The 21,279-nt window shown below is 57.6% G+C and carries 24 protein-coding genes; 3 read left to right on the top strand and 21 right to left on the bottom strand.

The features are described 5' to 3' along the window. Positions 1–272 precede the first annotated feature (272 nt). From HMPREF9241_RS08665 to HMPREF9241_RS08655, 3 genes are all read left to right on the top strand, one after another. The gene (locus HMPREF9241_RS08665; protein ID WP_006681913.1) at positions 273–1,427 is read left to right on the top strand and encodes a tyrosine-type recombinase/integrase; all 1,155 of its coding nucleotides are present in this window, start codon (positions 273–275) and stop codon (positions 1,425–1,427) included. A 205-nt stretch (positions 1,428–1,632) separates the two neighbouring features. Further along, a complete protein-coding gene (locus HMPREF9241_RS08660) occupies positions 1,633–2,007 on the top strand; it encodes a hypothetical protein (protein WP_006681912.1) in 375 nt (124 codons plus the stop codon). 40 nt (positions 2,008–2,047) lie between these two features. Further along, the gene (locus tag HMPREF9241_RS08655; protein ID WP_006681911.1) at positions 2,048–2,596 is read left to right on the top strand and encodes a helix-turn-helix domain-containing protein; all 549 of its coding nucleotides are present in this window, start codon (positions 2,048–2,050) and stop codon (positions 2,594–2,596) included. Between the two features lie 174 nt (positions 2,597–2,770). Here HMPREF9241_RS08655 and HMPREF9241_RS08650 read toward each other — a convergent pair whose 3' ends face one another. The 21 genes from HMPREF9241_RS08650 to HMPREF9241_RS08550 form a co-directional block, all read right to left on the bottom strand. After that, positions 2,771–3,244, bottom strand: coding sequence for a hypothetical protein (locus HMPREF9241_RS08650; protein WP_006681910.1), 474 nt, complete (start codon positions 3,242–3,244; stop codon positions 2,771–2,773). Beyond that, complete coding sequence (locus HMPREF9241_RS08645; RefSeq protein WP_006681909.1) at positions 3,241–3,597, bottom strand: hypothetical protein; 357 nt, start codon at positions 3,595–3,597, stop codon at positions 3,241–3,243. The genes HMPREF9241_RS08650 and HMPREF9241_RS08645 overlap by 4 nt, the downstream gene beginning before the upstream one ends. A gap of 14 nt (positions 3,598–3,611) precedes the next feature. Then, positions 3,612–4,475 carry a CHAP domain-containing protein gene (locus tag HMPREF9241_RS08850; RefSeq protein WP_006681908.1) on the bottom strand — a complete coding sequence of 288 codons (864 nt, stop codon included), beginning with the start codon at positions 4,473–4,475 and terminating at the stop codon, positions 3,612–3,614. Between the two features lie 191 nt (positions 4,476–4,666). Further along, positions 4,667–4,969, bottom strand: a complete 303-nt coding sequence (locus HMPREF9241_RS08635; RefSeq protein ID WP_006681906.1) for a hypothetical protein — start codon at positions 4,967–4,969, stop codon at positions 4,667–4,669. Between the two features lie 14 nt (positions 4,970–4,983). After that, entirely contained in the window at positions 4,984–5,712 is a 729-nt protein-coding gene (locus HMPREF9241_RS08845) for a phage tail protein (RefSeq protein ID WP_006681905.1), read from the bottom strand. Next, positions 5,709–6,761 carry a hypothetical protein gene (locus tag HMPREF9241_RS08625; RefSeq protein WP_006681904.1) on the bottom strand — a complete coding sequence of 351 codons (1,053 nt, stop codon included), beginning with the start codon at positions 6,759–6,761 and terminating at the stop codon, positions 5,709–5,711. Before HMPREF9241_RS08625 ends, HMPREF9241_RS08845 begins: the two co-directional genes overlap by 4 nt. Then, a complete protein-coding gene (locus HMPREF9241_RS08620) occupies positions 6,758–8,929 on the bottom strand; it encodes a fibronectin type III domain-containing protein (RefSeq protein ID WP_006681903.1) in 2,172 nt (723 codons plus the stop codon). The genes HMPREF9241_RS08625 and HMPREF9241_RS08620 overlap by 4 nt, the downstream gene beginning before the upstream one ends. A gap of 14 nt (positions 8,930–8,943) precedes the next feature. Then, complete coding sequence (locus HMPREF9241_RS09515; protein ID WP_006681902.1) at positions 8,944–11,637, bottom strand: tape measure protein; 2,694 nt, start codon at positions 11,635–11,637, stop codon at positions 8,944–8,946. 20 nt (positions 11,638–11,657) lie between these two features. Then, on the bottom strand, positions 11,658–12,050 hold the full coding sequence (locus HMPREF9241_RS08610) for a DUF5361 domain-containing protein (protein ID WP_006681901.1): 393 nt from the start codon (positions 12,048–12,050) through the stop codon (positions 11,658–11,660). Beyond that, positions 12,050–12,424: a hypothetical protein gene (locus tag HMPREF9241_RS08605; RefSeq protein ID WP_006681900.1), complete on the bottom strand. Its 375-nt coding sequence runs from the start codon at positions 12,422–12,424 to the stop codon at positions 12,050–12,052. Before HMPREF9241_RS08605 ends, HMPREF9241_RS08610 begins: the two co-directional genes overlap by 1 nt. Before the next feature lie 113 nt (positions 12,425–12,537). Then, positions 12,538–13,092, bottom strand: coding sequence for a phage tail tube protein (locus HMPREF9241_RS08600; RefSeq protein WP_006681899.1), 555 nt, complete (start codon positions 13,090–13,092; stop codon positions 12,538–12,540). A gap of 14 nt (positions 13,093–13,106) precedes the next feature. Continuing rightward, complete coding sequence (locus tag HMPREF9241_RS08595; protein ID WP_006681898.1) at positions 13,107–13,457, bottom strand: hypothetical protein; 351 nt, start codon at positions 13,455–13,457, stop codon at positions 13,107–13,109. A 224-nt stretch (positions 13,458–13,681) separates the two neighbouring features. Further along, on the bottom strand, positions 13,682–14,023 hold the full coding sequence (locus tag HMPREF9241_RS08585; RefSeq protein WP_006681897.1) for a hypothetical protein: 342 nt from the start codon (positions 14,021–14,023) through the stop codon (positions 13,682–13,684). Beyond that, positions 14,020–14,421: a hypothetical protein gene (locus HMPREF9241_RS08580; RefSeq protein WP_006681896.1), complete on the bottom strand. Its 402-nt coding sequence runs from the start codon at positions 14,419–14,421 to the stop codon at positions 14,020–14,022. The genes HMPREF9241_RS08585 and HMPREF9241_RS08580 overlap by 4 nt, the downstream gene beginning before the upstream one ends. 145 nt (positions 14,422–14,566) lie before the next feature. Then, complete coding sequence (locus tag HMPREF9241_RS09325; protein WP_131367678.1) at positions 14,567–14,752, bottom strand: hypothetical protein; 186 nt, start codon at positions 14,750–14,752, stop codon at positions 14,567–14,569. Positions 14,753–14,755: 3 nt separating this feature from the next. Beyond that, a complete protein-coding gene (locus HMPREF9241_RS08575) occupies positions 14,756–15,661 on the bottom strand; it encodes a phage major capsid family protein (protein ID WP_006681894.1) in 906 nt (301 codons plus the stop codon). A gap of 57 nt (positions 15,662–15,718) precedes the next feature. Next, positions 15,719–16,210 (bottom strand): hypothetical protein, encoded by a 492-nt coding sequence (locus HMPREF9241_RS08570; RefSeq protein WP_006681893.1) that lies wholly within the window; start codon positions 16,208–16,210, stop codon positions 15,719–15,721. A 226-nt stretch (positions 16,211–16,436) separates the two neighbouring features. After that, entirely contained in the window at positions 16,437–16,895 is a 459-nt protein-coding gene (locus HMPREF9241_RS08565) for a hypothetical protein (RefSeq protein WP_006681892.1), read from the bottom strand. A gap of 9 nt (positions 16,896–16,904) precedes the next feature. Next, positions 16,905–18,359: a VG15 protein gene (locus HMPREF9241_RS08835; RefSeq protein WP_006681891.1), complete on the bottom strand. Its 1,455-nt coding sequence runs from the start codon at positions 18,357–18,359 to the stop codon at positions 16,905–16,907. Positions 18,360–18,387: 28 nt separating this feature from the next. After that, positions 18,388–19,860 (bottom strand): phage portal protein, encoded by a 1,473-nt coding sequence (locus HMPREF9241_RS08555; protein WP_006681890.1) that lies wholly within the window; start codon positions 19,858–19,860, stop codon positions 18,388–18,390. Next, positions 19,857–21,269: a terminase gene (locus HMPREF9241_RS08550; protein WP_131367677.1), complete on the bottom strand. Its 1,413-nt coding sequence runs from the start codon at positions 21,267–21,269 to the stop codon at positions 19,857–19,859. Before HMPREF9241_RS08550 ends, HMPREF9241_RS08555 begins: the two co-directional genes overlap by 4 nt. Between the last annotated feature and the right edge of the window lie 10 nt (positions 21,270–21,279).

The raw sequence follows: 21,279 nt of genomic DNA, 5'->3' as shown, positions 1-21,279 counted from the left end.
GCGGGCTAGTTGCACGCTGATTGCACGCGCCACCGCTTCCATGGCTGTTTGCACTGGTCAGCGGTGGTGTCAGGACTGATTCCCCCCATCTCCACGTTTACCCCGCTACCTCGTTGAGGTGGCGGGGTTTTTGTTGGAATGGCGGGGTTTCTCGCACTTCTTAAAATGACTGTGAGATACAGGAATGACTATGGGATACACTCATGTGTTGCACGTGGGTTGCACGGCCTGTTGCACGCCAGAACTCGTGCAACAAGACAAGAGGGGGAGCCGTGGGCAAGCGTCGAGGGTTCGGAAACATCCGCAAACTACCATCTGGAAGGTTCCAAGCGTCATACCGTGGCCCCGACGGTAACCGCCACAACGCGCCCATCACTTTTGAGCGAAAACGGCAGGCAGAGCAGTGGCTCTCCACCGTACAGGCCAGCATTGCTACTAGCACATGGCAGAGCGAAGAAGACCAGAAGCGGGAGCGCACATCACGTCTCCAAGCAGAGCAGGCCGCACAATTGACGTTCACCGACTGGTCGGAGCGCTGGCTATCCTCACTGGAGAGTATCGGCAGGGCTAAGAAAACGATCCAAACCTACCAGTACCGCGTGAAACAACTTCGGGAGATTTTCGGAAGTACTCCCATCGTGCTCATAACCCCGGACGACGTGCAGGACTGGTACAACCAAAGCATGAAAGAGCGAGGCCAAGGCGTTACACGCCCCCTCTACATGACACTATCTTCATGCATGGGAGCGGCAGTCAAGGCCGGGAAGCTCTCCCAGTCTCCGTGTCGTGTGGCGGGCGGACAACAGTACAAACCAGTCACGGACGCGCACCGTCAAGTGGCCACACCCAGCGAGGTACTAACATGTGCCGACAACATGCCACCAAATCTGCGCCTTACTGTCCTATTGGCCGCGTGGTGTGCGCTACGCGAGGGCGAGATCATTGGACTCAAGCGTAAGGACTTCACGCTAGGGGACTCGCCCGTGGTGCGTGTAGAGCGGCAAATACAATACCTTGCGGGTCGTGGCCCGGTAGTAGTGCCACCGAAAAGCGAGACAGGCAGGCGCACAATCAGCATCCCCGCGTCACTCGTGCCAGTCATACAAGAGCACTTAGACGAGTGGGCGGCACCGGGTGCAGAAGGGCTGGTGTTTCATCGTGAAACCGACTTGTCCATGCCGGTGCATCCAAACACGCTACGTGGCGCATGGAACAAGGCGCGCGCATCGGCAGGTATCCCGTGGTTCAAGTTCCACGACCTACGCCACACGGGGCTAACCGTGTACGCCCAACAAGGCGCAACACTGGCTGAGCTTCTATATAGGGGCGGTCATAGTGATGTTGAGGTGGCCTTGAGGTATCAGCATGCGACGGCTGAGAGGGATAGGGCTCTGACTGGCCTCATGGACACCCATATTATCGTGTAACTGGCGCATATGCGGAAATAGAGAGATGCCCGGCCGAGATACCAAGGGGGAGCGGTGGTGGTGATTGTTTATAACGCCTGTTATCAAATTGTTATCTAGTTTCCCCCTCTTCCACTTGTATTATTTTTATAACTGTGCCTATAATAGTGACATCAAGGAAGAAGACAAAAGGTCAAGCTTCCACCTCATATAGGAGGAAAAGAAAATGTGTGAAGATTGGGAATGGGATCCCGAGGTTGGCCGAGTCGCAATGGCTTACGGTGTGGACCGCTGGGAAGCCGCCCGGATCATCGACGCCCGCTGGGAACGCCTCGAAGCAAAGCACGCGGCCGAGCAGGCAGAAGCAGAAGCGCGACTCGCTGAAATCGCCACCCAGGAAGAAACCCCCATCACCGCCGAGTTCGCAAAGAAGATCGCCAAGAAGCTCGATCGCGGAATGAATCAGCGCCAGCGCTCAGAATTCCGCACAGCCATCGACAACGACGACAAGTTCTGGCAGCGCCTCGCAAACCCGCAAACCCGCGACGAAGCAATCCAGACAATGAGCCTCGCCCAGGCTCGCCGAATCCTCGGCAAGTAACCCTCACAACCGCCCGAACTCTTGAAAGGAACTACCAAAAATGGAGCCGATCGAAATTACGGCGCGACGTAGCGCGCTAGGACTCAACCAAGCTGACTTCGCCCGCCTTTTAGGAGTCAAGCAGGCAACAATCAGCCATTGGGAAACCGGAATAAGAACCCCGAGTAACCCTGACCGGCTCATGGGCGAAATCGCGCAGTTTGAACGCTTACACCAACAAATCGTTGACGAAACTCTGCAAATCCTACGAACCACCTTAGATTCCACGGAAGACACGCCGGTGTTCGTTGCCACGTTCGCCGATGACGAGGACTACTGGGAGGTTGACGCGCAAGCCAAACAGCTCACGTTGCCCGCCGCGTTCCACCGATCGGCAACAGCTCAAGCCGCGCAAGAAGCGGAAGCAGAACACGGGGTGAGGGTCGAAATCAGGGAAACGCGGACGCGCTCCACTATTTCCAAAGAAATTGCTGACATTAAGGAATTGCAAGCGGATTTGGATTTGGAAAACCCCGAAGAGCTCACACAATTCGACATTTTGGACGCGGAACGCCTGGAGCTGGAAGAAGAGCTCAAAAACCTTTATTAAACGCGAAGAAACCGCCCTCACAATCCACACGGGAAAGTGAGGGCGGTCTTTCTGATTCCCAGTAGGGAAAGAGTGACGCTGAAGCGCCAATCCCCTTTGGGGGTCGGCCGTGAAAACATTAGAATGAATTACAGGGACGCTCCACGACCGACAGGCTCCATGTTAGCAAGCATGTCAGTGTTCGTCAGAGGATTCCAAGCACTCTAGGCGCGATTCTAGGCGTTCGTGTGTTTTCTCTGCCGACGCGGTTAGGGCACGAATATCGAGCCTCAGCCCGTCGATCTGGTCTTCTGCCCGCTGGTCGCGTCGCTCACGACTACGAGCCTCCTCCACGCGCGCGCGTTCAATTCCGTCAATTTTGCGCACAAGAGTTTTCATGCCCGCGCGCACCTCGTCCAAATCATCGCGCAAATGCGTCCCGTGGCTGTTAGTTACCCCCTCGCGGGCTCCGCGCGCTTCGGTTTCCGCTTTGGACGCACTTTCGGAAATACCGGCCATCTGGGCTTGCAGGCTCACAACTTTACGGTTCACCCACGCGACGAGCCAGCGGACGAACCCCACCAGCAGAGTAAGGAACGCGACAGCAAAGGCAGTAATTCCGGCGACTACTTCTTTACTTGCGAGGATTTCAACAATCGGATCACTCACTCGCCCGCCTTCTCTGCGTGCTTACCCCTTGGCATACCACCTGGGGTGACCATGCCCACCCATTCAATTAGCGATTCTCCGCCGATTTTCACGTGTGAGAGAATCTGGTAGACCGCCCAGAAGATGCCGAGCAAGGCGGTAAGCTGAGTGGCTAAGTATTCAACTGTTGCGGGGTATTCTGACACCGCCCAAATGCTGACCGACAACACCGTGGCTGCGACGCTGACGAGGACGATCCGGCGTTTGTGAGTCCACCACGGCTTATCCAAGGCGGCTTGCACCAAAGGCCAAACAATGCCGACGACGACGGTTGAGACGAACGGGTCAATTGCAAGAGTTTTCAAAGAATCCATTTATTCAATACCTTTCACGGCTTGACGGCGAGGGCTTTCGATCCAGCCCACGAATGATTGAGCGCAATCTGCATCGCCTGGACGGTTTGCGTATCCCACGTCTTCGTCACAGGAACCCTGTGGCCTGCGGGGATACCGGAATAGTTCCACCACGCCTGGAAAGCCCCGATCGTGATCGGCCCATCGAACCCGTCAACGGGGATACGATCAACCCCGGTCGCCGCCTTCAGCCTGTAAGCATCGAGTGCCCAAGAGAGGAAGTATTGGAGAGCCCTGACTGCGGTCGGCTCCCACCCGGCGTTTGTTGGGAGGGCGAAGACTTGCCGGAACCGCTTGGCGGTGTGCGCGCCCCAAATGCCGTCTTCTTCCAACTCCCACGACGAAGCAGAGGCCCCCGTGTAGTCGGGGCGGATCACCGCGATCACCGAACTAAGATTGCGGGTGCGCCGGTACACGCCACCACCGTTGGACTGTGACCCTGACGCGCCCGACGACGTATTCCCCTCGATCGTCTGGTAGTAGGAGCCGTAGTTGTGTTCCACGAACCCCACGTGATCGGCTACGCCGTCGCCGTCCCAGTCGAAACACGCCAAGTCCCCGGCCTGCGCGTTAGCTTTCGCGACGAGCCTGCCAAGGTTGCGCGCGGCGTTAATCCCGCTGGGGACATACGCGAAATCCCCGCCCGGTGGAGTCATGCCCACTTGGCGCAGGACGTACGTGACGAACATGGCGCAATAGGGGACTCCGCTAGCGCCGAAGTATGCGCCGTGGCGGGTTGCGTAGTCGCGCCCGTATTTGGTTCCTTCTTGTGGGTCAGTCCACCTGGAGTATCCGAGTTCTCCGCGCGCCACGTTTAGAGCTTGTTCAGCTGTTGCCATCAGTTAGCCTCCTGTTCGCCAACGTTTTCAACGACCGGGTGCGGGTCGGGTTCGCCGTCCCCGAACTCCGGCATCTGACGCATCAAAGCCTCTTCATTAGCCACCGTGTTTCCACCTCACTTGAATTTTTTGGGTATAAGAAAACCCCACACCAACGGGTGCGGGGGTAGCGGTTGAGTAGTGGGGGGAGCCTACTTGGCTGTCTTAAAAGTCAGCGCGTGAAGAATATGCGCGTCCGTCACATGCGCGGGGTTCACACCGGGCTTCGGAGGAAGAGCCGCCAACGCTTCGGCATACTTGCTTTGCGCATACTCAAAAACGCTCGCAATCGTATTCTCCCCGGTATCGTCTACTGGCTTGGTAACCAGCTGGTCCCATGAGGCTTCCACCTCCCCGGTGGTCATGCCGAGTGTCGCGCCAAGGGCTTTCGCCCGGTCGAGAAGATCCTGGTCGCGCGTCGCGTTGATGATTGAAGCAGAAGAGGGTGAGCCCATTGTTTTTCCTTCCGTTAGTACTTGATGATGAACAAACCGGCGAAATACGGTGGCATGTTGTTGTGAGGCTTCCCCCCACCAGCGGGGAGAGCAACGGCGGACGCGGGGTCTGTCGTCGATGACCTGTACGACATGAGGTCCCACTTGTTGCCGTTTTGCGCGTCAGTTTTGAACAAGTTGAGGCGTTGACTATGAGCGTTGCCGGGCGCAATTTCGTGCCCATGGGAAGGCATCTCGCTAATAGTGAGCGTATGAGTAGCTTCACCACCCACGCTCCCACGCGCGTAAGCAGTAGAAGACCCGAGGAAGAAACGCCCCCGCATGTCCGGGACCGTGAACGAAGACCCGCTACCGGTAAAACCTAAAGCGGCCGCGAGCCTCGGATACGTTGCTTTCGGATACGACGATCCGTCGCATTCAAGCCACCCCTGCGGGGCAGACGCGCCAGCATACAAGCTCATCACACCAGCCGGAGTCGGATCACTGGTGGCGGTTGCGTCCCCGGTTTGGGCGCTACCAATCACAAACGCGCGACGCTGAACGGACAGCACCCACACGCGATACCCCACCTGCAAGGCTCCCGCCAGGTTGACCGGGGATACCGGCAACACCTGAGTCTCACCATCAAACTTGATCCTGAGAGGGTTTACGTTGGTCACAGTCGCCCACCTGTAGGAGGCTGTTTGGTCGAGCTGGTGGCGGATTCTTGCAATCTGACTAACCAGATAGTCCAATGTGCTCACAGGTCAACAACCTCCCTCAGAGTTGTTTTCACCAGCGCAACCGGTGAAAGCTGGTATTCGATTTTCTGAATCACACACCGAGCACGATGCCCCTGAGAAGCAAAACTCACAGCCTGGTTCGTTTGAAGGTCAAGCGGAATATGCTCAATCTGCAAAGAAGCTGACGGCGTTGATTTATCAATCAGAACCTGCCGGGCTTTCCGCGTCAACGTGGCTTGGTCAGCCGCCTCGACCCCTTCTTCGGTGTGGACGATCCACCGTCCGCGCGAAACATAGGAAAGCGGGCTGTTGGGGTCTTCATTCGTCGCCACCCCCACCAGAGCAGGGGTCTCATCGGAGCCTTGACCGACCAGCACAACCTTGTTCGGGACTTCCGCTAAATCCTGATCACGCGACCACGATGCCGAATGCACCGACTCTTCACCTTCGACGAAATCAAACACCGTTGGACGCTGAGCCGGGCGAACATAGGGTTCCACGTGGAAAATCCCGTACCCATCACACCAGAGGCTCCAATAGCCCGCCGCATCTAAAAGTTCGTTAATAATCGTCAGATAGGGGGTTCCTGGGTCCCACGTCATGGCCGACAATGCAGTGGCAGGAGAGGCGGTGATTGCGAGCTGTCGCGCGTCTGCTTTCGCTTGCACGCTGATCAGCGAAGCCACAGTTTCAACAAGGTTCGCCCCGGCAGGCACTGAGAAGGTTGCTTCCGTCTTCGACTCGTCTAAAATCGCGAGTTTCGACAGAAGGTCCACATCCCAGGTGACCCCAGTTTCCGAATATGAATCAGTCGGCGACGTTAAGAGGAAAACACCCAGAGGCCACCCCTGGTCCCCGGTCGGCTGATAGTCGATCCTTACCCGTTGGGAAAGCCAGTCGATCCCCTCCGTTGTTTTGGTGATCTGGAGACTGCCCGAAGATTTCAACCTTGTTGCAGACGAAACCGTGACCGCCCCGCCTGTCACACCGTCTAACACCCTGATTTCCTGGTCTTGAGAATCAAGGAGCCGGACGACATATTCAGCCTGACGATGAGAATACGCGCTCACTTACTCACCTCCTCCAACGAGGCGCTGACGCTCCAGACCCCGCCGGGCGCGCGTGAAAGATCCACGTCTTTCATCGAACAGTAGACGCGGTTCCCGTTCGGGTCGCGGTACAAGAAAGGCGCGGGAAGATAAGCGAGGTCTTCAACCCGCGAGCGCACGTCAACAGAAGAATCAAGCAGGGTAGCCGATAGGCTGATTTGCCGTTGGCGTTGCCTGCCCGATAGTTCCACGCCGTGTGTTCTCCCCGCGAAGTATGCGAGCGTCCTGTTCACCAGCCCGAAAGATGTTGAATACTTCGGATCCCATTCGAGGGCGACCACGGTTTGGAAGCCGGGGCCTCCAGCTAGCCACATGGCTTGTGAATCCGAAATAACACTCACGGTTGTAGATGACGAAGACGGTAAAGCCGTTGTCGCGGTGACGCGGTAGAGTGTTGTGCCGTTTGATAAACATTCTGGGTCGGTGATCGACCCGCCTGCGGGGACTTCGCCTGCGACCATCTCCCACGTTGCGCCGTTGTCGATACTGCGTTCAACACTATTAGAAACAACCTCCGGTTTGCCTTCGGCGGTTGGGTTCGTGATACGCAAAGCCGTTGACCCTGTTTCGTTGTCCCACGCTGTTTGAACCGTCGGGACGGCGGGAGAGGGGAAGTCGGTTGTAAAACTGAACGACGCGGGATTGCTATACAAGCCGTCACCAGAACGGACAACAACACTCAGCGTGTACTCTGTCGCGTTTTTCAAGGCGAAAGGCAACTCATACGAGCGGACTGCCCCGTTGATTACCGCCTTATGAACAACACCCCCACCCCGTGTGCTGACGGTGAGGGTTGCGCCTGCCTGCGCATGTGATTGCGCCTGATAATACGTCCATCCAACAGTGAGGCGAGAAACCTTCACGGGGGAAGCGTTCGGATTAGTGATCGACGCGCCCGGCTTATCAGCAATCGCGAGAACACTAACGGCAGACCACGGGGACGCGCCGGATTCCTGCCCGGAAAGATAAGCCCCCCAGGTTCGAACTTGCCACTCCACTTTCCCAGCCGGGAACGTCACATTCTTATGTTGATCGCCGTTCGCAATCGTGAGTGTCGTCCACTCCCCAGAGTTCACGCGATAGCGTAGTTGTGCGTGCGTTTGGGCGGAAGAATCCACCGGCGAGTGCTTCCACGATAATTTCACGTTGCCGGGAACAAATGTTCCTGTCGGCGACAGGTTGGCCGGTGGGTTAGGTGCAGCCAACAGTTGAACCGTGTTCGACGGGGCTGAGAACCCGGACGAAACACCCGACGCAACATGCTTTACCGTGTAAGTGTGAGTGTGTGAAGCGCTCGGGCTGTCGTGCGTCCACTGGTAGCTGGTTTGCCCCGAAACCACGGAAACGCTTCCAACCAGCGCCCCGTTGTCGTACACCTCAAACCCGGTGCCGTCATATGGGGCTGACCGCTCCCACGAGACGGTGATCGACCCGCTAGCATTTTTAACGGCAGTCACATTCGCCGGGGCAGTGGGGGTCGTATAAATCCAGTTAGACTCCCCGGCCTGCGACCAGACGGCCCCGTTACTCGCCCACACGCGATACTGGAACGCGTCATTCGCCTTCAACGTCGGATCAGTCCACGACCTAGCCGACGATGAGAGGGTCGCGACCCGCACCCAGTCCGGTGAAGCCGCTGACGTGCGTTCAATAGCGAAAGCCCTGACCGGCTTCGACGCGGTAGTCTGAACCGCCCACGACAGGTTTGCCTGCGAATCGTTCGCGCGAGACGCAACAACATTCGTCGGGGTGTTCGGTGTTTCATAAGGGCGCTTCGGGAGCGTCAGATACGCGGTAACACTTGGGTTTCCGCCGTTGAAAATGGGGCCGAGAGACGCGCTGAAAGAAAGGACCCTCGACTCGCCGTAGTTGAGATTAGCCCACGTCGTCTCAGCCTTAACTGTTTTGTAGGTAGACGTGTTCGTTGGCGAGTAAAAGTGGACGGGAACATCCCCGGAAATGAACCCGCTCCGGTGAAGCGTCGAATCGTAGTTGAACCCGTAGCTGTCCGACCAGAGGGTGTACGTCGCATCCACCCACACCCACCCGTCGGCAGGATTACCTCGCCACGACAGGCTAATGCCGACAGCCATATACCCCGACGTTGCAGACCACGTAGTCGCCGCCATAAAAGCTCCTTACTTTAGATTCCTACAAGCTCACGCAAAGAGGCGCGCGACGCTATGGCCGTAGCCCCGTCAACGACAGTCCCGGCTTCGACGCGCATACGGCCAATCAACCGGTTGTCCGCATCCTTGACCACCAAATACTCAGGCGACGCATAGCCACCAACAACGCTTCCGGAAGACAGGGCAGGCGAGAGCGACGTTGAAGCAGACAGGCTTGCCGTGAACCCGCCGAGGCTCCGGCGCACGTTCTGATACTGATCCTCCAACCCACGTTGGAAGCCTTGGATGACGAGACGACCAGAATCCCGCAGGATCACCTTGTCGAGGTCGGCGGGGCCCTTCCAATCTGGGAGCAGGCTTGTTAACGACCCGAGAACGTTCTTAACCGCGCCAAAAGCGTTCTTAATACCGTTAATGAAACCGTCGATAATCTGGTGCCCCGCGTCAAGCAGCCATGAGCCAGCAGACGAGAAAACCCCCATAATGCGACTGGGAATACTGGTAATGAACCCCATCATCCGAGACACGCCAGAACTGACTGCCGAAGAAATCCCGCTCCATGCGTTCGACACCAAGCTAGACACCGCATTCCACGCCGAACTCCAAAGACTAGAAACGAGACTCAACGCCGAAGAAATAACTGACCACACCACGTTCATAGCTCCACTGATCAGCCCGCTAATTACACCAAAAACGCCGGAAACGAGCCCCTGCATCCCAGACCAGACTTGACTCCAGTCCCCATTGATGACCCCGAGGACTATGTTGATCACGCCCTGCACGGCGGTCATAGCGCTTTCAATAATGGTCCTTACAGCCTCAAACACGGTCTGAACGACCGGCATTAACGCTTGAATTGTCGGAATGAGGATGGCCGCAATCAGCGAAATCAACGGTGCCATGGCTCCGATAATCTGCGTGATCACCCCAATAATCTGAGCAATAATCGGAGTCAACTGCTGAATCATCGGCAACACAGTCGCCAAAACAATGTTGATGATCTGACTCACCGGCGGAATCAAAGCCGAAACAACACTCATAATTGCCGTGATCAAAGGGCCGACCGTGGGCAAAATACCCGTAATCAGCTCACCGACCGCGAGCGCCACCGACGAAATAATTGGAGCCAGAGCATCGCCCAGCATTTGAGCTAGGGTGCTGATGGACACCATGATCTGATCCACCACCGGTGCGAGCGACTGGAACACCCCGCCGATCACGGTGAACACGGTCCCGAACGCCTGCTGTAAGGCGGTCGAGTTCGTTACCATTGACGCGAACAAGCCGATAATCAACCCAGCCGGGCCAGTGACCGCACCAAACGCGCCACCAATACCGGGAATGATTTGCGACAGTAAAGTGCCAAGCGAACCCGCCAAAGCCCCAATAATCGGGAGTAGGCCACTAAACGTCCCGGAAAACTGAGACAACCCGCCACCGCTTAACCCGCCAGCAATCGCATCAAAAACGCTCGTGACCTTATCCGCGAGCGCTGTCATTGCCGACGTTAACGGGCCTTTAAACGGTGCCATGACAGCCTGCAATCCGCCTGTGATCGCGGCTTCCAGGTTGCCCCACGCGCCCTCGAACGTGGATGTTGAGGTCGCTGCTTCTTGGGCGGCCTCCTGGAACCCAAGCGAGGTAATCGCCTGGTTGAACTCGTCGGCGGTGATCTCACCGTTTTCCATAGCTTTCTGGAAATCGCCCGTGTATGCGCCTGCTTCCAACAGGGCTTGCTTCAACGGTCCTGCTGCGCCGGGGATTGCGTCGGTGAGCTGTCGCCAGTTTTCCGTCATCAGCTTGCCCGCGCCAGCCGTCTGAGTAATCACCAGACCAACAGACTTAAAGGTTTCCTTGTTACCGCCAGCGACGGCGTTGAGGTTGCCAGCCGCCTCAGCGAGCCTGTCGTACCCCTTGACACCGTTAGAGGCGAGCTGGGCAGTAATGTTCTGAATATCAGACAAGTCATAGACGGTCTTATCCGCGTATTCTTTCGTGCTCTTCGTCAACGCGCTAATCGCCGAAGAGTCTAAGCCCGCGAAGTTCAGCGTGGTCTTAAATTTATCCGTCGCATCCGAGGCGCGGATAGCCTCGCCCGTATATGAGGCGATAAATCCGACTGCGGCGGTCAGCCCCGCGCCTGCCAGCATTCCGGCTGTGCGGAACGCGTCGCCGAAAGACTGCTTGATACTTGCTCCAACGTTGCGGGCGGTCTGGCCAAGCGTTTCCATTACAGCCTGGGAGCGCGTTAAAGGCTGAGTGTTCGCCGCCTTTTTCTGCGCTTCTCCGACGCGTTCAAACGCGCTCTTCACCCCAACTGCCGCCGCCTCTTCCTGGGCGAGAGCATTCTTCACCTTCAAAGACGCTTCGGCTGCTTGGGATGAGTCCGCACCGTACTTCTTAATAGCCTCGGCGAGTTTCTTATTCGCTATCTCCGTTTGAGCGGCTGCGCTTGCCTGCGCCTTTTGCGCCACTTGCGCTTTACTCATCGCAGTCTGAACCGCCTGGGCTGCTTCGGCGGCTGCCGTCCGAGACTCAGCCATAGCCGCCTTGACATTCTTAGCGAAACCCCGAGTCGATTTCACACCGAAATCTTTAGGCAACACCGAACCGGAAACGCCCGAGAGTTCAGACGATAAAGCGCGGGCCGCTCCCTTGAAGCTGGGGACAACATTCAGCCAAGCAGTACCAAGATCAAACCCAGCCATATAGGGAACCTCCCACGTTGTTAGTTTTCATGAATTCGTTTCAACAGGCCGTCCAGCTCATCGGGGTCAACAATTGTGAACGTGTCCTCCGACAAGTCCACCGTGTGCGACGGGAACAGAGCCTCATACATCGACGGCGGACGATTCCGTCCCTTCATCCCGTCTTTCGTGTTCTGCCACACCAGGAGCCCCAGCCGGTCAACAGCGAGCGCCACAAGCTTGTGAAGGCTCGTCTCGAACGTTTCACCCGCCTGCATGATCCTGTGTGTCCACGATTCTGGTTGCCTCAGCATGGCAATAAATAATGAGGCGGCTTGGACGGGCGGCAAACTCCGCCAGTCAAGCACCCCATAAAAGCGTGCAAAATCTGCGTTCAGCTCATCAGGATGCCTCCGCCAGACATTGATGAGCATCAGGAATTTGGGGCTAGGCTTTCCATCAGTTCGCGCATGAATTCCACGCCCTCCACTAGATCGACGTGCCCGTCTTCTGAGCGCAAAACGTCGAAGACTTCGCGCATCCGGTCGGCTCCGACGAGGAAACGAAGAATACGGGGTAAGGCTGTGGGGTTTTCGTCTTCGATCTGCGCCAGGAGGTCTAAGAACTCAAGGTCAGCCAAGACCTTTGGGTTAATTGTGAGTTCGAGCCCGCGCACAATGATCTTGCGGGGCAGTTCCACCGGTTCGGGCATCAGTTCTTTAGACACCTTGGGTGTCTGTTCTGCCATCTCGGCTTCGGCTTCAGCCAGTTTTTCTTTCAACGCTTCAACGTCGGCTTGTGTTGTCATTATTTTTTCTGCTTTCTGCTTTTGTGCGTGTTCTTCTCGGGCTTGTGAAAGGGAAGACCCCTGCTCTGGGAGAAGGACGGCAAAGACCAGAGCAGGGGCAGACAATTGAAGAATCAGGCGGCGGTTACATGCTCATAAGCCGTGTTACCGTCCGCGTCGGGGTAGGCGGTCAAGGTGACTTCGTAGCCGATTGCCTCACCATCCTGGTAAGCGATTTCGCCAACCTCGGTGATCTGCGCGTTCGGGACAACGATCCGCTTGACGCGTCCACCGGTCAGAAGCATCTCGAAGACGTAAATCTTCCGATCAAGCACGGTGCCGTTGTGCTTGACCGTCACCGCACCGGCAGAGTCTTTAACGTTCTTATCGCCGTAGACTTCCTTCAACACGTCCACGTCGAGAACCTGGATGAACGTCCACTTGAACGTTTCCGTCCGGCTTGTCGGGGTTGTGAGAACGGTGTCGCCGCCCCAGGCTTTCAGGTCTTCCGTGTCCGTCTCGACACTGTTGGTCAGCCCGTCTTCTGAGACGTAGCCGAGGTTCTTAAAAGCCACGTCAAGTTTCGTGGTCGCATCCTGGGGGATCGTGGTGCCGACAGGTGCGGCGAACACAGCCCCCGTTGCGCCCGGTTTACCTACAGAGACCTTTGTCGAATCGTTCTTTGCCATTGTGTGTGTTCCTTTCAGGAGAGAGTAATAACGGCGCTAACAGTTAACTGGTAACGTTCCAACGGCGAATCAGGGTCGGGGAAGTGATATAAGGACTCCACCGTTGATCTGCCAATATGCGCGTTTTCAGTTGGCAATTGATTGGTGATGTATGAGGCCACTGTTTGGGCGAGTTTCCCCGCGTTCGCACGGCTCTTTGCCCACACCTGCACCGCGTAGGTGCCGTGGTCGAGAAACCGTGTTTGAGCCCCGCCCGTGCGCTCTACGGTCACGAACGCGTCCGGTCTTGTGGCGGGCACGTCACCAGAAACGCGAAGGCGCAACCCGTCCGCGAGCGCTTTGATCAGGATTTCTTCTGGTGTCATCCGTGCATCGCTTTCAAGAGTGTGTTGTGTTTTGCGTTCTTTCGTTTGGCGTGGATGGTTTCAGCTCGGATGGCCCCGTGTGGGCGGTCAGTAATAATCACGTCACCCACGAACCCTTCGCCGGCTCGGTTGGTGATTTCCTGCGTGATCTGTTCGATTACAGGCAGAGTCAGGGCAGTGAGTGTTGATGAGTTGAGTTTCAGTTTTACGTCCCCCAATCAGCCTCACCCCTCGACGCGTTCGACGCTGGCGACGAGATTGTGTGCGCCTGGTGTGATAGTCGGGTCGTATGAGAACGGGTTGCCCTGCACCTCGTAGGTTTCGCCCCTGACGATCACGCGCGCCCCACGAAGAGCCCCGGTGAAAGTCTTGGGGAAGTACAGGTTTAGCGTCGTACTATCGCCGTCAGGGCGGATAGACCCGTTCAAATCAGTCGTTGACGATGGCGCTACCAGCACGTTTGAGACTTTTAACGGCAAACCCCACGTCTTGGTTTCGTTCCCCAGATCATCAGGCTCGCCAGTAACTAGTGCGAGGACTTCCACTGTTTCGCCGTGTTTTCTCACGCGACCACCCCCGCCAAGGGGTCGATCTCGAACGCCCCGCCCGTGTTAGACCAGGATGGGCCCATCAGGAACCGCTTGTCTTGCGCGGTCAATGTCAAGCCCGCGAGGGACTCCGTCGAATAGGTGACGGACTCGGTGAACGGGCCGGTATTGTCCTGCGTTGACCGCACCTGATCCGGGTTCGACAGCACGCGGATCACCATGCGCGCACAGATGAACGTCGCCCGGTCTTTCGCTTCCTTGTCGCTGTCGGTCATGGCGCGAAGCGTGGGGAGTTCCGCGTCCATCACCATTGTCGCGTCCGCCAAATACGCGTTCACAACCTCCGGGGCGGGGATAAACACGCTAGACACCCACCGGGTCTCCACGTCATCGAAAACCGCGTAAGGAACTCCCATAGACACCACCAATCAGAAGAAAATATGAGGAATAAAAGGAGAGAGTGTGGGGTGGGCAGACAATGCCAACGATGGTGGGAAAGCAAGAAAACCACCACCATCTACCCACCCCACACTCGTGTGCGCGACCGGGATTAAGGAGGAGTTACCAGTCGCGAGCCTTCACGCGCGCCTTCGTGGGAGTCTTAGCCTTCACAGGCGACTTCTTCACGCCGGTGGTCTTACCAGCATCAGCCTCAGGAACAAGCTCCCACCCTGCGCTGGCAATAGCCGCCGCGTCCTCATCGGACACGACAACCACGCTCCCCAAAGGGTTAACAAAACGAGGCATCGATCAGTCGACTTTATCCTCGATGATCGCGAAACGATCCGCGAACACATACCAGCCGTACACAATCTCCAGACGGAGCGCGACCTGGTTCTTACGCTTCAAGTCGCCCTGACCGTCCGGGTCACCATGCTGGATCAGCTCGACCGGGAGTTCACGCTGAACACCCCAGCGGATACCGTTCGTAAAGTCACCCACGATAGCGCGCACCTTCGTATCCGCCGCCTCAGGCACACCAGACACGGTGTTACCGACAGCGGTCTTAATACCCATGAACGCATCCACACCAGTACCCAGGCCAAGCTGCGGGTAACGCTGCATACCGTCCTTGTTCTTCAACGAGGCCAAAGCCCAGGAGAACTTCGGGTCGAACGCTGCGCCGGTCACGTTAACCGGGTTCACGCCAGTGACCAGCAGGCCCACCGCGCTACGGAAATCATCGTCAGCATCAGCATCCTTGATTTCGACGCGCTTCGTTGTCGCACCCAGATAGTTCTCCCACGTGGTCGCGCTGCCAGTTAGCGGGTTGATGCGATGGTAGACACCGAGGTCCAGTGCGCGCGACAACGCTTCTTGACCCGCCACGCTCAGTTCATTGAGCACGCCCAGCTGGTAGTCCTCATCAGCCCACATGACTTCCTGGTTAAACCGCATCGTCACCTGAGCCTTATGAGGCTGAACAGTCACGGAAGAGAATCCGCCCTGGGTCGAGGCCTTGTCAGCGCCCTCTTCGACGAACTCCGCACGAGGCAGATCGTTGAAAACGATGACATCGCTCTTACCAAAGCGCATCGGCTCACGCGCCGACAGCGCGGCAATAGTGGACAGGCTCTGAGTGTTCTTCACCAAGCCGTCAGCGATTTCGCGGGGAAGTAGTGGCTTGGCATTTTCAGAAGTGAAAAGTTTTCCCATGATTTTTTCCTTTCAACAAGGGAACTGAATAGGGGTGGGTTCAGCACCGCCAAATGGTTACTTGAAGAGACTCCGGACGAGGAGCTGTTCAGGTGTTGAGGACACGTCAGCCTGTTTCGCTTGACCTTTCAACACTGGTTTCACGCTTGCGAACGCTTCACCCAACGCTTTCGCGTGGGCTTGGATTTCTTCCAACGTTTCACCGCGTAGCACCCCGGCAGGGATACCGGTTTCGCCTGCTACCTGCTCAACCCATTCGCGCCGTTCAGCCGCTTTCTTTAAGGTTTCGACTTCGGCTTTCAGTTGGGCGTTGGATTCTCCGGCCTTTTGTGCGATGGCTTTGAGGTCGTCGTAGTCGGCGTATTTGGCGCGCTCACGTGCGACTCTTTTTGCGATGAGCTTGTCCAACTGATCCTGGCTTGTAATAGCCTGGAACTCGCCAGCATCATGCGTGGCTTCGCTCCCGGCTTGTTCAGTGGCCTGTTCAGTGGACTGCTCGGCTTCGTTCCCGGCTTGTTCAGTGGCCTGCGCGAATGCGTGTTTTGGCATAGTGTGTCCTCTCCGTACAAGGCCCGTCGGCCATGGTGAACCCACTGAACCCCAGTGGTCAGGGAAACTTGGGTATAGAAAACCCCGGCACCACTAACGGGTGACAGGGGTTGGGAGTAGCTTGTGAGCTTCTGGTCGCTCAGGCTTCTTCTAGCCTCGGCATGAAGAAACCCCGGAGCCTCAGTGGCTTCGGGGTTCTCTCTGTGTGTTGAAGGTGTTGGTGCTGTTAACGCTTGGGCTTCTTCAGCTTGTTCACCCGTTCTTTGTAGATCGCGTTGTACTCTCCGAGGGTGACTGCGCGGATCTCGGTGTGCTCCCAGATCTCCAGGATGTGGTCGCGCGCCTCAGTCATGGTGAACCCGCGGATCCCGAGTTCATCCATGTAGTGCTGGAGCTCATCATCGCGCGTGCTGAGGCAGATCCAGTCCGTGTCGATGTAGGTGACGGGGTCTCCGTACCAGGCGATCATGGCGACGACCTTGCCATCGCGGATCAGGTCAACCCATGAGACTGGCGTCTCGTCGACGAGGAAAATCATGCATGGGTAGCGACCCTCCGGGAGGGACGATTCGCCGGCTGGACTTGCCGCAGCGGCAGAATGCCACTCGCCGTTGATCCATCCGGATTCTTCGACGAGCCTGTTCAGCTCCTCATTCGAGAGCGGCTTCTTCCTCTTCGGCTCCATGGTATTATTCTACTCTTTTTCCTCGAGAATCGTAGCAAAGACGTGAATCTGATCCGCCATTTCATCTTCTTGCACGTGATCGATTCTGTATTTCAGGCCACGGTGGAGAATGATTTCGCGCTCAGCTGCACCGTATTGACCAATCCGCATCGGATTGACCGCCCGAGTTCCTTGGGGAACGCTGAAATGAATCTGCACCGGCTTGTAGTCGTAAACGGCTTTCGGCCCGACTGATGTCGATGTGTATTGGTGCTGCGTCTGAATAGAGCCCTCAAGCATCTTCAGCTGCTTTTCAGTCGCACCCAACGGCATCTGCTCTCCGTTGAACTCGAACTCCCAGGAGTCGGCTCCCCGGTGCAAGACCACCGGCTCTGGGATCCGATGCTTGTCCATCAACGCATCGAGAGCTCTCGTCTGGGTCGCCCACGCCTGAGGAACCTTCCCCTTCGCCTCGCGCAGAGCAGTGTTCCACGGCCGATACGCCTCGCCGGTGTACTCGAAGACGGCTCGCGTCGGGTCTTCACCTGCTGTCACTGGCGGGAACTTCGTCCGCGCCCACTGCAAGCCCTCCTTGTCCGAGGCGAACTTCTTGAAGACTACCGGCTTCGACTTCTGCTTGCGCTCGGCCTTCTCACCCTGTTTCGATTCGTTCGGCTTCTTCGGCTTCGGTTCAACCTTCGGACGCCCCTTCGGTGCGCCTGTCCACGAGTCCGTGAACTCGCCGGGGAACATCGCGCGCATCTGCGCGGTGACCGCATAAGCGTCAATCTTCTGCACGCCCGCCGCTTCAAGCGCACGACGCGCCTTCAAATACTGCTCAAAATACCCGTCCGGATCGTAGCCTTCGAGCTTGGCTTGTTTCGCATCCCACGACGGCACGATCATGCAATCACAGTCGTGGTGGTATTTGTCTTCCTCACCAGCTGTTTTCGCTGTAGCGTACACGAACCCGCGGGAAGCGAGCATCGTACAAAAAGCGCACGTTTTCGCGCCACGAGGCACCCTCGCGAACGAAGTTTTAGCGGGGTCGCGTACAGCATTGTTTTTAATGGTTTGCCGCATCGCGTTCTTCGTCCGCGTTCCGAGCGCGTCAGACAATTCCCGCCTTGTGCGCTCGCCTGCCACCTCCGGCGCTATGTCAGGGTTGAACAGGTGCCGGGCGGCGGCGCGTGCGATACCGACAGCGTCCGCCGTTGGCGTGGGGTTCGCGACCGCTGTTGCCTTATACGCTGGAAGACCACGGGTACGCGCACGCATACTGTCGTAGAACTCTAGCCCGGCCGCCGTACCCACGTTTTCAAACCCCGCAAGGAGGGTCGGGAACGCATCCGCGAGCGCGTCGCGTACTACGGTTGCTGGTTGCCCGGCTAGGCGGGTCATGAGCGCGCCGACTTGTTGTTTTGCTTGGTCGGAGGCGGTGGCGATGGTGGAGGCCATGTGTTCCACGTCAGTGCGCGTCACCATAGTGGCCTCCTTTCACCACGGGGGGATGTTATTCGTTTGTCGTCGCTGTCTCAGCCTGTGGTTCAGTTGCGTCCCCGGTAGCCTCAGCGCCCTGAGCATCAGAGGCGGGTGTGGGTTCGGTCTGTTGGTTCAAGGCTTGAATCAGATCAACCGCGCTTGTCTTGCGAGTTTCAGAGTTAATTTCGTCGATCTCGGCCTTCGTGAACCCAGCCCGACGCAACGCCACCGTCGTATCCGCAACACGGGGCAACGCTTGCACTGTTTTCACGATGAAATCCGACGACGCTTGCGGGCTCACGTACCGTGCTGGAGTCCAGTTAATCGATGCACGCCACGCATCAGACGGTGGAGCGCTGGCGCTATCGCGGACCATCACAATGTCCTCCACCAACCGCCGAAGCGCTGGGGTGAACACCCGCCACTGGTACTCCGCCTCATCAGAGAGCGCATACTCCGCGGCCTGCATAGCCTCCGCCGACGCGGGGTTGTCCGCGAAAATACCCACCGACGACAGCGGAAGGTTCGTGGACGCGCACAGATTCTGCGCTAACTGACGGTACACAGCCAGGTGAGGCTCCATGCTCATTTGGGGGAACTGCCCGACTGTGGGGGTTTGGCCTTCCTCGTTTACTCCGATAGCCCAGACGCGACCCATGATCGCGCTCCACCGGTTTGTTCCGGCGAACTGGTTCTCATCCACGCCCAGCGCGTAACGCTGAGGGCTAGAGAAGAACTCGGAGTGTGTTTCGCTCCGGACAAGCTCACGCAACGCCGCGTCAGTCAAGTATCTGACCTCGCGGGAAATACGCGACCGCCCGAACGGGCGACGCAACTGCGGGTCATAGACGAGGGGTTCGACCATCACGCGCCCAAACGGGTTTGGGGTGCGTTCCACCAGCCATTTACCGGACGTGCGCGAACAGGAGACGAATACGTCCGGGAGCCACAAAGTGAACTCGGTCGGTAGGTTCCCTGTGAAGCGTCCGGCCTCGCCTGATAGTTCCGGTTTCACTGCTTCTACGGTTAGCGCTGCGCGTGTTACCCCGGTGCGCTCATCTAACAGAACGGTCGTGGAGAGCGCGTCGCGGGCTTTAATGAGCACATCCGGCTCACCACTACCAGTATCGCCCGCCGCGACCGTTAAGAACGCGCATGAATGCGTGTAGGCGCTTGTGATGCACTTGGATAGTTCAAGTTCGAACGCGTTACGCGCCAACAGTTCGCCCACGTCAAACGGGTCAGTATCCCCGTCAAGACTGTATCCATCGAACACGTGCTTACGCGCCAGGGCTCCGACAACCTTGCTCGGCCAGCCGAGAGCGGCCTTCACACGCGCCATCTGAGGCGGAATACTAATCCCCAAATCCTGAAAAGCACGGTGCCCGTCGTAGTAGACGCTCAACATTTCATTCTTGGCGGCTGAGCGTTGCAACTGCTTCCACAAGACGCTACAGGTAGCCTGCTCTGCGTCAGATAGTCCCTTAATGTGTGGGAAATTCACAGGATTACCCCCTTCGTAGCTCCCGGCCTTCTCTTCGTTGTCATTTGCGCCCAAAACGCGATTGTCACAGCGTCCAACAGGGCGCACGTGTCGCCGTCTGGGGCTTGCCAGCCGAACCCGCCCTGTGACCCGATCTTCCTTCGCGACACTGCCCCAACCTGGCGCGTCAGCTCCGTCTGCCCGTAATGGTGAACGGTCTCTTGTTTCACCGCGTCTAACAGCATCGCGTGCGCGGTAATCGCCTGATCCATGGTCGGCTTTATGATCACGCGCTTAGGTACTCGCTCGGCGCGCAACCGATCCAACAAGTACCCGGTCCCGGCCTTGCCTTCGACCACGATCTGCGCCGTACGCTTGCGCCTGTCAGGGTCTGCGAGGAAGTCAACCAGCCACGCGATACCCTCCGAAGCCTCAGCCACGCGCACAGCATCAACCACACACCCGCCAGCCTCCATTTTTGACGCGACCGCCAGGGCGACGTGGGAGCCGTCGAGCGCGAACTTCACACCAAAACACAACGAGCCAGCCAAAGGAGTATCGTCCGGCACCTGTAGGGTGTCCCAGATGTCCACGGGGAGCGCGTGCGCGTCACTTTCAACATCCCACACGCCCAAAGCCTCACGGCGAAACGAATCCGGCGACAAAGCAGAATAAAGCCTGCGCACCGCCTCACCCGACGTGCGCACCGGAAACGATGGATTAGCTTTTTCGACCTGCGCGAAGTCCACCAACCCACCCCACGACGCGGGATCAACATCCTCGTCGGCGGAGAACTCGACGAACATCGTATCCGGGTCCCCACGGAGCGCGGCCTCACGGCGCACGCTAAACGCCTCCCCAGGGTCTTTCGGCCTGGGCGGGGTACCCATCATCAAAACAAGGCCATTCGGCGCGGCGTTCGTCGCCGGAACCATGTCAGACAAAGCGTTTTCAGTCAGAATCTGCGCCTCATCAAACACGAGAACGTCCACCATCGCGAAACCGCGACCAAACCCACTCTCGCGAGCACCAAAAAGAATCCGCGACCCGTTAGTGAACTCGATTGCCTGCTGGCCGTTCGTCGCACGCACCGACGCGACCAGACCCGAAGACTGCGGTGTGGAAGCCATAGACCGCATCGAATCGAACGTCTCATTCGTCGTCCGCGTATGGTGCGCGGTCCAAATGACCGTCATACCCGCGTGCAAGGAACATAAGGCGAACAACATCCACCCAACGAGATACGTCTTGCCCGCCTGACGTGGGATGCTGATACAAGCCCCGCCAATCCCCGCCGCGTACTTGCCCGTGTGGCGTTTAGCGAGCATCAACGCGCCAAGCTGAGCCTGCCAATCATCAAAGAAGATGCCCATTTCCGAGGCTCGCGCCTCCACGCCCGGCCACGCGGTAGTCTCAATCCCAGACGGCACACACACACAT

This window comes from Schaalia turicensis ACS-279-V-Col4, from assembly GCF_000296505.1.
Taxonomy (GTDB): domain Bacteria; phylum Actinomycetota; class Actinomycetes; order Actinomycetales; family Actinomycetaceae; genus Pauljensenia; species Pauljensenia turicensis_A.
Note: the sequence above shows the minus strand (reverse complement) of the source record. Positions and strands in the feature narration are given on the sequence as shown.